12 protein-coding genes are annotated in these 13,355 nt (G+C 63.4%); 5 read left to right on the top strand and 7 right to left on the bottom strand.

Translation table 11 applies throughout. The features are described from left to right. Positions 1 to 170 precede the first annotated feature (170 nt). From BLW22_RS12455 to BLW22_RS12445, 3 genes are read left to right on the top strand one after another with little or no spacing between them, the layout of a single operon-like run. On the top strand, positions 171 to 1,142 hold the full coding sequence (locus BLW22_RS12455) for an aliphatic sulfonate ABC transporter substrate-binding protein (protein WP_074846544.1): 972 nt from the start codon (positions 171 to 173) through the stop codon (positions 1,140 to 1,142). A gap of 10 nt (positions 1,143 to 1,152) precedes the next feature. After that, positions 1,153 to 1,980 carry an ABC transporter permease gene (locus BLW22_RS12450; protein ID WP_065927772.1) on the top strand — a complete coding sequence of 276 codons (828 nt, stop codon included), beginning with the start codon at positions 1,153 to 1,155 and terminating at the stop codon, positions 1,978 to 1,980. Beyond that, the gene (locus BLW22_RS12445) at positions 1,977 to 2,693 is read left to right on the top strand and encodes an ABC transporter ATP-binding protein (protein ID WP_065927773.1); all 717 of its coding nucleotides are present in this window, start codon (positions 1,977 to 1,979) and stop codon (positions 2,691 to 2,693) included. The genes BLW22_RS12450 and BLW22_RS12445 overlap by 4 nt, the downstream gene beginning before the upstream one ends. Positions 2,694 to 2,972: 279 nt before the next feature. On the opposite strand, the gene BLW22_RS12440 is transcribed toward BLW22_RS12445, so the two are convergent. The 5 genes from BLW22_RS12440 to BLW22_RS12420 all read right to left on the bottom strand — a co-directional run bounded on the left by BLW22_RS12440 (position 2,973) and on the right by BLW22_RS12420 (position 7,816). Next, positions 2,973 to 3,890 (bottom strand): DUF4880 domain-containing protein, encoded by a 918-nt coding sequence (locus BLW22_RS12440; protein WP_065927774.1) that lies wholly within the window; start codon positions 3,888 to 3,890, stop codon positions 2,973 to 2,975. Continuing rightward, entirely contained in the window at positions 3,887 to 4,405 is a 519-nt protein-coding gene (locus BLW22_RS12435; RefSeq protein ID WP_027607930.1) for a sigma-70 family RNA polymerase sigma factor, read from the bottom strand. Before BLW22_RS12435 ends, BLW22_RS12440 begins: the two co-directional genes overlap by 4 nt. Before the next feature lie 91 nt (positions 4,406 to 4,496). Next, positions 4,497 to 5,114 carry an LbetaH domain-containing protein gene (locus tag BLW22_RS12430; RefSeq protein WP_074846541.1) on the bottom strand — a complete coding sequence of 206 codons (618 nt, stop codon included), beginning with the start codon at positions 5,112 to 5,114 and terminating at the stop codon, positions 4,497 to 4,499. Between the two features lie 90 nt (positions 5,115 to 5,204). After that, positions 5,205 to 6,650, bottom strand: coding sequence for a mechanosensitive ion channel family protein (locus tag BLW22_RS12425; protein ID WP_074846538.1), 1,446 nt, complete (start codon positions 6,648 to 6,650; stop codon positions 5,205 to 5,207). Between the two features lie 299 nt (positions 6,651 to 6,949). After that, on the bottom strand, positions 6,950 to 7,816 hold the full coding sequence (locus BLW22_RS12420; protein ID WP_065947522.1) for a pirin family protein: 867 nt from the start codon (positions 7,814 to 7,816) through the stop codon (positions 6,950 to 6,952). A 179-nt stretch (positions 7,817 to 7,995) separates the two neighbouring features. On the opposite strand from BLW22_RS12420, the gene BLW22_RS12415 reads away from it, so the two are divergent. Together BLW22_RS12415 and BLW22_RS12410 are read left to right on the top strand one after the other, a co-directional pair. Further along, a complete protein-coding gene (locus tag BLW22_RS12415) occupies positions 7,996 to 8,739 on the top strand; it encodes a response regulator (RefSeq protein ID WP_074846535.1) in 744 nt (247 codons plus the stop codon). Positions 8,740 to 8,759: 20 nt separating this feature from the next. Continuing rightward, complete coding sequence (locus BLW22_RS12410) at positions 8,760 to 10,079, top strand: ATP-binding protein (RefSeq protein ID WP_074848141.1); 1,320 nt, start codon at positions 8,760 to 8,762, stop codon at positions 10,077 to 10,079. Here BLW22_RS12410 and BLW22_RS12405 read toward each other — a convergent pair. After that, the gene (locus BLW22_RS12405; protein WP_074846532.1) at positions 10,076 to 12,016 is read right to left on the bottom strand and encodes a TonB-dependent receptor domain-containing protein; all 1,941 of its coding nucleotides are present in this window, start codon (positions 12,014 to 12,016) and stop codon (positions 10,076 to 10,078) included. The two genes, BLW22_RS12410 and BLW22_RS12405, sit on opposite strands and share 4 nt — an antisense overlap. A 78-nt stretch (positions 12,017 to 12,094) precedes the next feature. Then, complete coding sequence (locus BLW22_RS12400; RefSeq protein WP_074846529.1) at positions 12,095 to 13,300, bottom strand: multidrug effflux MFS transporter; 1,206 nt, start codon at positions 13,298 to 13,300, stop codon at positions 12,095 to 12,097. Positions 13,301 to 13,355 lie beyond the last annotated feature (55 nt).

Raw genomic sequence — 13,355 nt, 5'->3', positions numbered from 1 at the left:
TGCTACGGATGTGGATAAGGCGATATTTACGGTTAAGACGTTATCTACGCGGGGGAGCGCTGGCCTTGGCATAGAGACTGCATATTCCTGGAAAGCATGATGGAACATGCCGAATCAGTTTTCTGAATATAAGAAAAGCCTTCTCTCAACGCCTTGTCCGGAGCTGTTCCATGAAACCCTTCACCCAGCGTGTACTCGGCGCCTGCGCCCTCGTCCTGAGCCTGCAGGCGCAGGCATATGCCGCCGAAACCGATCCCGCCGAAGTCAACCTCGACTACGCCTACTACTCGCCGGTCAGCCTGGTGCTCAAGCACTTCGGCTGGCTGGAACAGGCCCTGCCCCACAGCAAGGTCGGCTGGGTCCTGAGCCAGGGCAGCAACCGCTCCCTGGAATACCTCAACAGCGGCGGCGTGGATTTCGCTTCGTCGGCCAGCTTGTCTGCCGTGTTGAGCCGGGCCAATGGCAGCCCGATCAAATCGGTGTACGTCTACAGCCGCGCCGAATGGACGGCCCTGGTGGTACGCAAGGACTCGCCGCTCAACAGCGTCAGCGCCCTGAAGGGCAAGAAAATCGCCGCCACCAAAGGCACCGATCCGTACCTGTTCACCCTGCGCAGCCTGCAACAGGCCGGGCTGAAAAAAGACGACGTGCAGTTGGTGCACCTGCAACATCCCGACGGTCGCACCGCCCTGGAAAAAGGTGACGTGGACGCCTGGGCCGGCCTCGACCCGCACATGGCCGCGAGTGAAATCCAGGCCGGTTCGCGCCTGCTGTACCGCAACAAGGACTTCAACAGCTACGGCGTGGTGAGCGTCACCGAGCAGTTCGCCAAGGCGCACCCACAGACCATCACCAAGGTGCTCGGGGCGTATGAAAAAGCCCGGGATTGGGCGGTGAAGCACCCCGATGAATTCGCCAGGTTGCTGGCGGATGAATCCGGCCTGCCGCTGGAAGTGGCCAAGCTGCAATTGTCGCGTACCGATCTGAGCACGCCGTTGTTGAGCGCCAAGGATGTGCAGTCGTCGAAGGCGGCGGCGCCGATCCTGGTGTCCGAGGAATTGGTGCGTCGTGGGGTGAATGTGGACCAGGTGATCGATCAACTGATCGACCCTTCGTTTGGCCAAACCCTGTCGAAGCAATAAGGGGCGCGCGATGACCAGCAAAAGCCAGGCATTGCCCCTTCCCGTCCCCGCAGTCAGCCAGCGCAGCGCCTGGCCACGACGGTTCAAAGGCCTGGTCTTGCCGGTGCTGATCCTGATGATCCTGGAAGGGGTCGTGCGGGTGGGCTGGCTGCCGTCCTACCAGATGCCGGCGCCCAGCGAGATCGCCGTGACCCTCACCGACCTCGCCGAGGGCGCCTTGTGGAAACACATCAGCGCCAGCCTCGCCCGCGTGCTGCTGGGCTTTGCCATCGGCGCCGGCCTGGCCCTGGTGTTCGCCGCCTGGGTCGGTTTGAGCCGTGAAGCCGAAGCCTATCTGGAGCCGACCTTCGCCGGCCTGCGTTCGATCCCGAGCCTGGCCTGGGTGCCCTTGCTGCTGCTTTGGCTGGGCATCGATGAAACCTCGAAGATTGTGCTGATCGCCATTGGCGCGTTTTTCCCGGTGTACCTCAATGGCGTCGCGGCGATTCGCGATATTGATCGCAAGCTGGTGGAAGTCGGGCAAATGTACGGGTTCAGTCGCCGCCGCCTGGTGCGCCGGATCCTGCTGCCCGCCGCCCTGCCCGGCCTGTTTACCGGGTTGCGCAGTGGCTTGAGCCTGGCGTGGATGTTCCTCGTGGCGGCCGAACTGATCGCGGCGACCAAGGGCCTGGGTTACCTGCTCAGCGATGGGCGGGAAACCTCTCGGCCCGACATCGTGCTGGCCGCCATTATCGTATTGGCGCTACTGGGCAAGGTCAGCGACGGCCTGCTCGCGGCGTTGGAGAAACGCTGCCTGGCCTGGCGCGACACCTTCACCGGCCAAGGAGCGGAACAATGAGTACGCAGCCGTTATTGGACATTCAGGTGGAGCGTAAAAGCTTTGCCAGCACCACCGTATTGAAAGATGTACGCCTGGCCTTGCAGCCGCGCGAAGCGGTCAGCCTGCTGGGCCCCAGCGGCTGTGGCAAAAGTACCCTGCTGCGGATCGTCGCCGGGTTGGAAAAGGACTTCCAGGGCGAACTGCGCAGCCCTGACGGCGACGTGGCGTTCGTGTTCCAGGAACCGCGCCTGATGCCCTGGCTCACGGTGGAGCAGAACATTGGTTTCAGCGATGACAACCGCTACGACAGGGCCTGGGTCACACAATTGATCGAGGAAGTCGGCCTCAAGGGCTTCGCCCAGGCGCTGCCCAAGGCATTGTCCGGCGGCATGGCACAGCGGGTGGCGATCGCACGCGGCCTGTATTCACGTCCGCAGGTGCTGTTGCTGGATGAACCGTTCAGTGCGGTGGATGCCTTCACCCGCATGAAGCTCCAGGACTTGCTGCTGCAACTGGCCGCGCACCACGCCATCGCCCTGTTGCTGGTGACCCATGATGTGGACGAAGCGCTGTACCTGAGTGACCGAGTACTGGTGATGGACAACCGGCCCAGCAGCATTCGCCAGGAGCTGACGGTCGACCTGCCGCATCCGAGGGATCGGCGTGACCCGCTGCTGGCCCGGCTCAAGGCGCTGGCCTTGACCGAGTTGCAGCGTGCCCACGTGATCTGAGGACTACTCCTAACCTGTGGCAAGCCCACTCACCACAATAAGCTTGCGCAGGCTCAACCAATAACGCATTCGAGATTGCACCTCCACGCCCCACGTGATCTGAGGACTACTCCTAACCTGTGGCGAGCGGGCTTGCCCCGCGTTGGGCTGCGCAGCAGACCCAAAACCAGGCGCTGTGGTTTACCTGACAGAACACAGGGAGCCTGATTGGGGCTGCTTCGCAGCCCAGCGCGGGGCAAGCCCGCTCACCACAGCAAGCAGGCTGGCCACAAAACCGCATCATGCCGCCTTGCGCAGGCTCACCCAATAACGGGTCCGAGATTGCATCTCCAACCCCAGGGTCGAGGCCAGCAGGCTGAGGATGCGGTCGGTGTCATCCAGGCGAAAACTGCCGGTCACCCGCAGCGTTTCCAGGCTGGGATCCCAACGCAATACGCCCGGACGATAGCGTTCCAGCTCGCGCAGAAAATCCCCCAGCAACTGGTTCTGTGCGGTCAACACGCCGTCGCGCCAGCCTAATTGCAGCACATCGAAGGGCACTGAGGCGCCAAGCCCGGCGGCTTTCAACGGCGCTTGCTGGCCCCCCTGCAATGTCGCCAGGTTTGCGCGCAAATCACGCACCTGCACCGCGCCCTTGAGCACCGACACCAGGCAGCCGGAAGGCAGTTGCCGCACGCACACCTCGGCCTGGCTGACGAGCAATTGGCCGTAGCGGGTTTGCACCGTCATCGCCGCCTTACCCGGAACGTTCAGCGCCAGCTCACCGTCGACCAGGGTGATGCGCCGTTGTGCCAGGTCCACGTCTACGGCTGTAGCGGTATTGAGTTGCAGGCTGCCCCCTTCGGCCAACGGCAGGCGTTTGCGTTCGCCGGTAGCGGTGTGCAAATCGGCACGCCAGGCTTCGATGGGCAACTGGCGGCTGATCAGCCAGGCCGCCGGCACCAGCGCCGCCACCCCCAGGGCGCGCTTGAGCACGGCACGTCGCCCCGGTTGCGGGCGGTCGAGGCTGGCCATGGCGAGCGCCTGGGGCAAATCGCTGAAACGCTGGCGCAGGGTTTGGGCTCTTTGCCAGGTCTGTTCATGCTGGGGATGGCTGTCGCGCCAGTGCTGCAAGGCGGCGTGATCACGCTCGGTGGCCGCGCCGGATTCGAGCAGCGCCAGCCACTGGGCGGCGGCGCGCGCGACGTCGCGGCTCACAGCTCCACCAGCAGGCAATGCTCGTAGGCCTGGGCCATGTAGCGCTTCACCGTACGTTCGGACACGTCAAGGCGCTCGGCAATCTCGCGGTAACCCAGGCCTTCCAGCTGGCTCCATAGAAACGCACGGCGCACCAGCACGGGCAAGCCGTCGAGCAATTCATCCAGGGCTTGCAGGGTTTCCAGCACCAGCCAGCGCTGTTCGGGCGACGGCACACAGGTGTCGGGCAAGGTAGCCAGGGCATTCAGATACGCCTGTTCGAGGCTGCGGCGCTGATGGAAATTCACCAGCAGGCGCTTGCCCACTGTCACCAGGTACGCCCGGGGTTCCTGCATCTGCGCAATCGGCTGCGCACTGGCAAGCACCCGCAGGAACGTATCCTGGCTCAGGTCGGCCGCATCCCAGGCATTGCCCAGGCGTCGCCGCAGCCAGCTTTCCAGCCAACTGCGATGGTCACGGTACAAGCTCGATAGCGTCAGTTCAGGAGCGTGCGTGGGGACAACAGCATCATTCATGGCAACAACCTGCACGGCGCGATTGAGTCTCAAATGAGATTCATTCTATTTAATATCGTGCCGGGACACCATGATCTTTTCAACTTCGCGTTTATACAGACGCCTCGGCATCAAACACGTGCCCACGCCCCACGACACTGCCTGGCACCAACAGCGCCCCAGGCGCCAGCACCGCGTTAGCGCCGATCCGACATTGATCCCCCAGCAACGCGCCAAACTTGTCGCAGCCGCTGCGCTGCAATACCCCGTCAACCCGTACCAGCACTTCCTTGTCGTCCCGCTCGTTGCGGTAGTTGGCGACGATACTCCCCGCCTCGAGGTTGACCCCATGGCCCAGCACTGAATCACCGACAAAGTTGAAGTGGGCCAGCTTGCTGCCACTGAACATGAAGGTGGTTTTCAGTTCGACGCCGGGGCCGATGATGCAGTGCTCATCCACCCAGCAACCACCGCGCAGCAGCGAGCCGCTGGCGATAAAGCAATGGGCGCCGATGATCAGGGGCGGCTTGAGCAAGGCACCGGGTTCGACGATGGCGGTACGGTGGATGGCGACTTCGTCCTTCACGCTGTACTCGTCGACCGGCAGTTCGGCGAGCATCTGGCGAACAACGGCCGGCGCCTGGGCGACCAGGGCCCAGGGCGCCAGGCCGGCCCACGGGGCCAGGGGGGATTGAGCAAGGTTGGCGATGTAGTCGGTGAGTCGAATCAAGGTCGAGCCCTCACGTGGTCAGAGACAGTCAAGAAAACCCACATTGGCGATCATTCGACCTCGAGTACAGCACTTCCAGGCCCTCGCCTCTCACAGACCGCGCTTGCGCAGCCACTGCAAAAAGCCCTTCTTCACCGGCACCACCGGCGCGTCCTGGGTCAGGACCTGGGCGGCATGCTGGCGGAATTCCAAGAGTGCCTTCATCGCCTCGCTAATGTCGCGGCGCGCGTCCAGGCACGGTTTCAGGTATTCGTTCTCGATGCGGTACAGCGTGCAGAACGTCTTGGCGGAAAAGTCCGCCAGCACGGCCTGGTCGGACAGGATCCCGGCCTCGCCAATCACTTCTCCCGGCCCCATGCGCCCGGCTTCGAATACATGGCCGCCCTTGGTCAACATCACCGAGACCACGCCGGACTCGACGATAAACAAATGATCACTGACCTCCCCCGCCGGCAGGATCATCTCGCCGGCGCGGTAGGTGTGCAGGGTCATGTTCTGGCTGAAGGTGTCTTTCTCTTCCTGGCGCAGGGTGGAGAAAATCGATGAACGCTCCAGCAACGCCCGCGCGGCGGACATGGCCGGCGGCGCGCTGCTTTCGGTGGCGGACAGCACAGCCACGCCCGCCGCTTGCAGGTGCCGGAACGCCAGGTCATAGAGTTGGTTGCGCACCTCGCGCTTGAGGGCCATGGCTGGCACGAAGCCGCTGATTTCATACTCCACGCCGCCACTGGCAGAGGTCTTGAACGCCACGCTCGGCGCCGGCTTGGCCAACAGTGGCCGACACCCCTGCATCGCACGCTCCAGCGCCTCGATCACGGTTTGCGGGCGCGCATGGGGGCTGACCTGCAGGCTGACCGCCAGGCCGAACATATCCGCCGGGCGCGAAAAGTTGATGATCTTGGCCTTGGCCGCCAGGGAGTTGGGAATCACCGCCAGGCTGCCCTGGGAGGTTTGCAGGCGCGTGGCACGCCAGTCGATGTCGGTGACCCGCCCTTCGGTACCGTCGATGGAGATCCAGTCGTCGATCTGATAAGGCTTGGTGGTGTTGAGCACGATCCCGGAAAACACATCGCTCAGGGTACTTTGCAACGCCAGGCCGACGATGATCGCCACCGCACCGGAGGTGGCCAGCACTCCCTTGACCGGCAGGTCGAGCACGTAGGCCATGGCGGCGATGATCGCGATGAGGAAAATCACCGCGCCCATCAGGTCCTGCAACAATCGCCCGGTGTGACCCACCCGCTGCATCATCACCGCGCCCAGCAACACCGTCAGCGTGCGCGCCGCAAACAGCCACCAGCCGATCTGCAAGGCCGTGGCGGCCAGGTGCAAGGCGGTACTGTCGGCATAGGGCGCAAGTTGCATGGGGTTCATGCCGTCGTTGAACAGCACGGCACTGAACACGGCAAAAATCGCCAACCGCGCAGCCAGCTTCCAATTGGCCAGGTCGGCAGAGATCAGGCGCCACACGGCGATGTCGATAAAGATCAGCGCCACGGCGCACAACATCGGGTGATCAGCGATAAATGAGGGCATCCAGGCGACTCCAGGGCGAATGACGGGAAGATCGCATGAAATGGGGGTTGCGCAAACAAAATGTATTGCTGCGCAACGGTGGTGAACGGGCTTGTTGTGGTGAGCGGGCTTGCCCCGCGCTGGGGCGCGAAGCGGCCCTGAAACCATCTGCCTCGGAACGTCTGGAAAACCGCGTCGAGTTTATTGGGGCTGCTGCGCAGCCCAGCGCGGGGCAAGCCCGCTCACCACAACAAGTCGGCTTGCCACCACCACTCAACTCACCCCTGAAAACCTGCATCCACAGGTTTTCAGGTGATCCGTCAGGCCTGCATCCGCCCAAACTTACCCGATTGGAAATCCGCAAACGCCTGGTGAATCTCCTGCTCGGTATTCATCACAAACGGTCCATGCCCAACGATAGGCTCGTCAATCGGTTCGCCGCTGAGCAGCAGGACCTTGGCGTCGTCGTTGGCCTCCAGGATGAGTTGGCGGCCATCGCGGTCGAACAACGCCAGTTGGCCTTGGCGTGCGACGTCTTCGCCATTGACCAGCACCGTGCCGCGCAGGATCACCAGGGCAGTGTTGCGCCCGGCGTGCAGGTCGAGGGTGACGGGCTTGCCGGCGTTGAGGCGCAGGTCCCACACATCGATCGGCGTGAAGGTGCGCGCCGGTCCCTGGGTGCCGGCGAATTCACCGGCGATCAGGCGCAGGTGGCCGGCGTCGTTGGCCAGGGGCAGCACGGGGATATCGCCGTCGACGATGGTCTGGTAGCCCGCGTCGGCCATTTTGTCCTTGGCGGGCAGGTTGACCCACAGTTGCACCATCTCCAACGCACCGCCGCTGCGGGCGAAGGCGGCGGAGTGGAACTCCTCGTGGAGGATGCCCTTGGCGGCGGTCATCCATTGCACATCGCCCGGGCCGATTTTGCCGCCAGCGCCGGTGGAATCGCGGTGTTCGACTTCGCCATCGTAGACGATGGTCACGGTTTCAAAACCGCGATGGGGGTGCTGGCCGACGCCGCGACGCTGGTCTGTCGGGTTGAAATCGGCCGGCCCGGCGTGGTCCAGGAGCAGGAATGGGCTGATGTGCTTGCCCATCGAGTCGTAGGAAAACAGCGTACGCACGGGAAAGCCGTCGCCGACCCAATGGGCGCGAGGGCTGGTGTAGATGCCGATGAGTTTTTTCATGGTAGTCCTCCAAAGTGCATACACCTTAAAACTCGCAGCAATTCGGCGCTAGACGGTAAAAATAACCTTGATCGTCCTACCGGCAGGACGATCTACGACTGCAGCCTCACAAAAACAGCGTTAATGATAATGACTCGTAGTAATATCCGCCCTCTCCCGCTCAACCCTCGAGGGCTGCAATGCCGTTTGCCCCTGCGCCTGCCGCACCGCGCGTACTGGTGGTGGATGACCACCGCAAGATTCGTGAACCCTTGGCCACGTACCTGCGACGTTACACCTTTGAGGTGCGCACCGCTGAAGACGCGGCCGGCATGTGGCAATTGCTCAAGACCCAGGCGTTCGATGTGGTGGTGCTCGACGTGCTGCTGCCGGATGGCGATGGCTTTGAGTTGTGCAACCAGTTGCATCGGCGCAGCAACACCCCGGTGATCCTGCTGACCGCCCGCGACACTGCCGCCGACCGCATACGCGGCCTGGACCTGGGTGCCGACGATTACGTCACCAAGCCGTTCGAGCCCCGGGAGCTGGTGGCGCGTATCAACAGCGTGCTGCGCCGTCAGGGCCGCGCGACCGGCCCCACCGCGCCCGGCACTGGCGCACGGGCCTATGAGTTTGCCGGCTGGCACTTCAGTGTGACCAGCGCCACCTTGCGCCGCGACGGCAGCCCGGCCATCCAGCTCAGCACTGCCGAAAGCCGGCTGTTGCAAGTGTTCCTCGCCCACCCCAACACCCTGTTGCCCCGCGAACGCTTGATCGACCTCACCGCCGCCGCCGACAGCGATGTCAGCGACCGCGCCATCGACCGGCAAGTCAGCCGCCTGCGCCGCAAGCTGGCCCAGGGCGATGCCACCCCGGAACTGTTACGCACCATCTGGGGCGGCGGCTATCTATTGGCGTCCGAGGTCAGCGAATGCACACCTTGAGCCGGCTGTGGCCGCGCACCCTGGCACGGCAGTTGAGCCTGTTGTTGCTGCTGGCACTGCTGGCGTCGAACGCCATTGCGATGTTGTTCCTGCAGCGCACCGGCAGCCTGATCCACCCGCTGTCGCGCAGTTTCAGCCTGGAACGCCTGGGGATTGCCCATCACACGGCAATCGACCTGACCTCGAGTGAAACCGCGCACCTGCTGGCCGGCATGAGCACCGACGACACGCGCTTCTGGATCGGCCCCACGCCGGAAGTGGCGCCGTTTGCGCAACGCCCGGAAGAACAGCGCCTGGCCAACGAGCTGCGCCACCAATTACAGCTGGATAACAGCGCCGCCATCGGCATGCAGTTGGAACGCATCAGCGGCGCCGACGCCCGCACCCATGTGTTCAGCCCCGCCGGCTGGGCGCCGTTGCGCCTGCGCAGCAGCGTGCCGCTGCCCAACGGTACCTATCTGAATGCCGTGCAATACCCCGCCGGCGCCTATGAATGGGGTCGCGTCCTGGCCTACAGCCTGCCGGTGACGACCCTGCCGGTGCTGCTGATCGTGATGTTTTTCATTGCCCGCGTGGTGCGCCCGATCAAGACCCTGGCCAAGGCCACCGAGCGCGTCAGCCGCGGTGAATGGATCGCCCCGCTGCCGGAAACCGGCCCACAGGAAGCCCGCGACCTCACTGCCGCCTTCAACACCATGCAGGCCAACCTCGCACGGCATGTCGAAGGCCGCACGCGGATGCTCGCAGCGGTCAGCCATGACTTGAATACGCCGATCACAGAACTGCGCCTGCAAGTGGAATTGCTGGAGCCCGGCGCAGCCCGCGATGACATGCTCGAAAGCCTCGCGGAATTGAGTGCCATGGTGCGTGAAACCCTGAATTTCGTGCGCGATGACACGGTGCAGGAACCTACCGCTACGACTTCATTGAACGACCTGCTGGATGACCTGGCCATGCGTTACCAACGCCTTCAGCAGCCCGTCACCTGGGCCGGCGCACCGCCCTTGCTGCTGACCTGCCGCCCGCTGGCGCTCAAACGTGCACTGACCAACCTGATTGACAACGCCCTGCGCCATGCCGGCGATGCCGACCTGAGCCTGGTTCGCGAGGACAACGGCTGGCTGCGCATCGAGGTTCTCGACCACGGCCAAGGTCTACCCGAGGCGTGGTTGAGCAAAGTCTTCGAGCCCTTCGTACAACGGGGTGTCAGTGACGGCGGCGTGGGGCTGGGCCTGGCGATTGCACGGTCGTGCATCCAGGCCCATGGCGGTGAACTGGTCTTGGAGAATCGCCCACCGGCCGGCCTGTGCGCGGTGGTGCGATTGCCCACCGCGCTCTAGAAGTTGAGCGTGGCGCCCATCCACAGGGTGCGGCCGTAGTTCACCGTGCCATAGGTTTCATCGTCCAGGCGCTTGTCGGTGAGGTTGTTCAGGGAGGCGTTGAGGGTCAACGAATCGCTCACGTCATAGGAGCCGCCCAGGTCGGCGGTGGTGTAGCCCGGCGCCGGTTCGTCGGTGGTGATGGTGTTGCCGGTTTCCTCGCCGTAGTAGCTCAGCGAAGCCCAGGCCTGGGTGCGATCGTTAATGGTCCACTCGGTACGCACATTGGCTTTTTGCTCAGGGGTGAGGGCCAGGGGCGCGCCTTTGTTGGCGCCGCTTTTCTGCTCGGAGTCAGTGTAGGTGTAGTTGGCTTTGAGCAGCACGCTGGGGTTGATGTCCCATTGGCCGTTGAGCTCAACGCCCTGGATGATCGCCTTGTCGACGTTGACCCGCTCCATGATGGTGTAGCCGTTCCAGCGCCGGTCGGTGGTGACGGTGGAAAGCTTGTCCTGGAAGTCGTTGTAGAACAGCGTCACGCCGCCGGACAGGTTGTCGCGGTTGCTCCACAGCGCCGAGACTTCATAGTTGGTGCTGGTCTCGGGCTTGAGGTCCGGGTTGCCGAACATCACGAAGCGGTTGCGGCGCAGGTAGGCGTAATCCTCGACGACCGCACGCAGCTCGGGGGCCTTAAAGCCACGTGCAACACCGCCCTTGAACGTCCACTGCTCGGTGGCGCGCCACACCCCGTAGACCCGCGGGCTGAGGTGGGCGCCGTACTCTTCGTGCTCATCCAGGCGCAGGCCGGTGGTCAGGGCGAAGCTGTCGGTCATCCACCACTCGTTTTCCGCGAACAGGGCTTTTTGCACCACCGAGAATTTATAGTCGACGCGGTCACCGAGGCCCTGGTTCCAGTCGGTGAGCTCGCTTTTATTCCATTGCACGCCCACGGTGCTGACGTTATGGGCGGTGGGCACCACCAGCTTGGCGTCAAACACGCTGTTCTTGATCTCGGGTTTGCGCCCGTAGATGTCAGTCTGCGCCGGTGTCGCCTTGCCTTCACGGCTGGAGGTTTCCTGGGACAAGGCAATGTCCGAGGTGGCCCAGCCCCAGCGGCCCTGGTGGGACAGCGACCAGTGATCGCGGTTGTTTTCCTGTTCGCGGGTGGCCCAGTTGGCGCTCATGCCGTCGCCATTCTTCAAGCGCGTGGCGCCGGCTTCCAGCAGGATGTCGTGGTCGATAGTGGGGGTGAAGGCCAGGCGCGCGGTGAGGTCGCGGTGGTCAGCCTTGCTGAAGCCATTGGTCTGCTCGATGTCGTCATCGGCCTGGCGATCCAGGTAGCGGCCCCACACCTGCAAACCGAGGAAATCTTCCTTGAGCGGACCACTGAGGTAGAACTGGGTCTGGCGTGCATTACCCTGGTCGCTGTGCTGACGCGCCGAGTAGTCATACCCGATGGAGCCGCCCCAGGTCGGTGAGACCTTGCGCGTAATCACGTTGATCACCCCGCCGATGGCATCCGAGCCGTACAGTGACGACATCGGCCCGCGCACCACTTCAATCCGCTCGATGGCCGCAGCGGGTGGCACGAAGCTCTGTTCATAGCCACTGTTGCCGTTGACCCGCGATTCCCGCGCACTCTGGCGCTTGCCGTCGACCATGATCAGGGTGTAGTCGGCCGGCATGCCACGGATGGAGATGTCGGTTTCATTCGCACCGCCGTTGACGGTGACGCCTTCCACGTCTTTAACCGCGTCGCCGAGGTCGCGGTAAGACTTGCGACGCAGCGCCTCGCCATCGATCACGGTGACCGAGGCCGGCGCGTCTTCCACGCTTTGCGCAAAACCGGATGCAGTCACCACTACATCATTGAGTTCCAGTGCAACAGGCTCATCGGCGTGGGCATGAAGACTGGCGGCAACCAGCAGGGCCAGGGGCGAGAAACGAAAAGCAGGCAGCATGGGCGAAGACCTTCGGATTAGACTCAAAAGAGAATCGTAATCATCCAGCCCCGAATAACTTGGACAAAGTGTGACAGCTCAAGCCGCCGCGACCTCTGCGGTACGGCGCTCACGCAACAGATGGAAGGCCACGAAAGCCGTCACGGCAAAACACGCCTGGATCACGATCATCGGTGTTGCACTGCCGTCACGCAGATGGCTCAGTAACAGGCCGCTGCAGGTCGCGCCGAACATCTGCGCAAAGCCCATCAAGCCCGCCGCCAAGCCGGCGCGGTGAGCGTTGGGCATGACCCCACCGGTCACAGACCCGGGCAATACCAGGCCACCGCCGAGGGTCGCCAGCGCAATGGGAATATCCAGGCCCAGCACCGACAGGCCAAACAGCGCATAAATCACCAGTGCGGCAATCCCGCCCATGGCTACCAGCGTCACGCCCATCGCCACAATCCGTTGCGGCCCCAGGCGCTGGATGTTGCGTCGGGTGTAGGTGGAACCGATGATCAGCATCGACACGATCAGGCCAAAATTGATGCCGTACTCCAGGCTGCTCAAGCCCAACAGATTGATATACACCGCCGAGGAACCGGCGATCACCGCGAACATGGCGCCATAGGTACACGCCAGCGCCACGGCGAACGCGCGGTACTGGCGGCCCTTGAGCAGGTCCAGGTATTGCCCGCCGAGGGTGCGCCAGTGGCCGGCCTTGGGGTCGAGGAAGTGGTTGCTCTCGCGAAAGAACAGCAGCGCCAGCAGCAGCACCCCACTGCCAATCACCAGTGCCAGCAGGATCGGCGCACGCCAGCCCAGCAGCTTGATCAGCAGGCCGCCGACCATCGGTGCGACGACGATGGCGTACAGCATGCCGATCATGGTCAGCGCCAGCGCCGGCCCCGCCTCGGCCTTCCACACGTCACGCACCACGGTACGCGCCAGTACCAGCGCAGCGCAGGCGCCGAGGCCTTGCACGACGCGAGCGGCGATAAATTGCTGGATGTCATTGACCAGCAGCATCGACAAGGTCGCCAGCACATACAGCAGCAGCCCGCCGATCAGCACCGGACGGCGGCCGATACGGTCCGACAGCGGGCCGAACAGCAGCTGCCCCAGGCCAAAGGCGGCGACAAACGCCGACAGTGCCATCAACGCCGAACCAGGCGGCGCCAGCAGCGCCTGCTCGATCACACCCAAGCCTGGGATGATCAATTGGGTCGAGACTTCACCCAGTGCCGTCAGGGCCACCAGTAAAAACAACAAGCTTCGCGAGGGGACCGGGGCGTTCGACATGGGGATTATCCGGGGCTGGATTTATTTATATTTCGACCATAATATGCGTAAAAAA

The organism is Pseudomonas marginalis (assembly GCF_900105325.1).
GTDB classification, from domain to species: Bacteria; Pseudomonadota; Gammaproteobacteria; order Pseudomonadales; family Pseudomonadaceae; genus Aquipseudomonas; species Aquipseudomonas marginalis.
This window is presented reverse-complemented; position numbering and strand designations above follow the sequence as displayed.

Bases quoted from the DNA above. Each gene is read 5' to 3' on its own strand.
- BLW22_RS12405 (WP_074846532.1), bottom strand. From the start codon at position 12,016: ATGCTGCCTGCTTTTCGTTTCTCGCCCCTGGCCCTGCTGGTTGCCGCC.
- BLW22_RS12425 (WP_074846538.1), bottom strand. From the start codon at position 6,650: ATGCCCTCATTTATCGCTGATCACCCGATGTTGTGCGCCGTGGCGCTG.
- BLW22_RS12435 (WP_027607930.1), bottom strand. From the start codon at position 4,405: ATGAATGATGCTGTTGTCCCCACGCACGCTCCTGAACTGACGCTATCG.
- BLW22_RS12445 (WP_065927773.1), top strand. From the start codon at position 1,977: ATGAGTACGCAGCCGTTATTGGACATTCAGGTGGAGCGTAAAAGCTTT.
- BLW22_RS12420 (WP_065947522.1), bottom strand. From the start codon at position 7,816: ATGAAAAAACTCATCGGCATCTACACCAGCCCTCGCGCCCATTGGGTC.
- BLW22_RS12450 (WP_065927772.1), top strand. From the start codon at position 1,153: ATGACCAGCAAAAGCCAGGCATTGCCCCTTCCCGTCCCCGCAGTCAGC.
- BLW22_RS12455 (WP_074846544.1), top strand. From the start codon at position 171: ATGAAACCCTTCACCCAGCGTGTACTCGGCGCCTGCGCCCTCGTCCTG.
- BLW22_RS12415 (WP_074846535.1), top strand. From the start codon at position 7,996: ATGCCGTTTGCCCCTGCGCCTGCCGCACCGCGCGTACTGGTGGTGGAT.
- BLW22_RS12400 (WP_074846529.1), bottom strand. From the start codon at position 13,300: ATGTCGAACGCCCCGGTCCCCTCGCGAAGCTTGTTGTTTTTACTGGTG.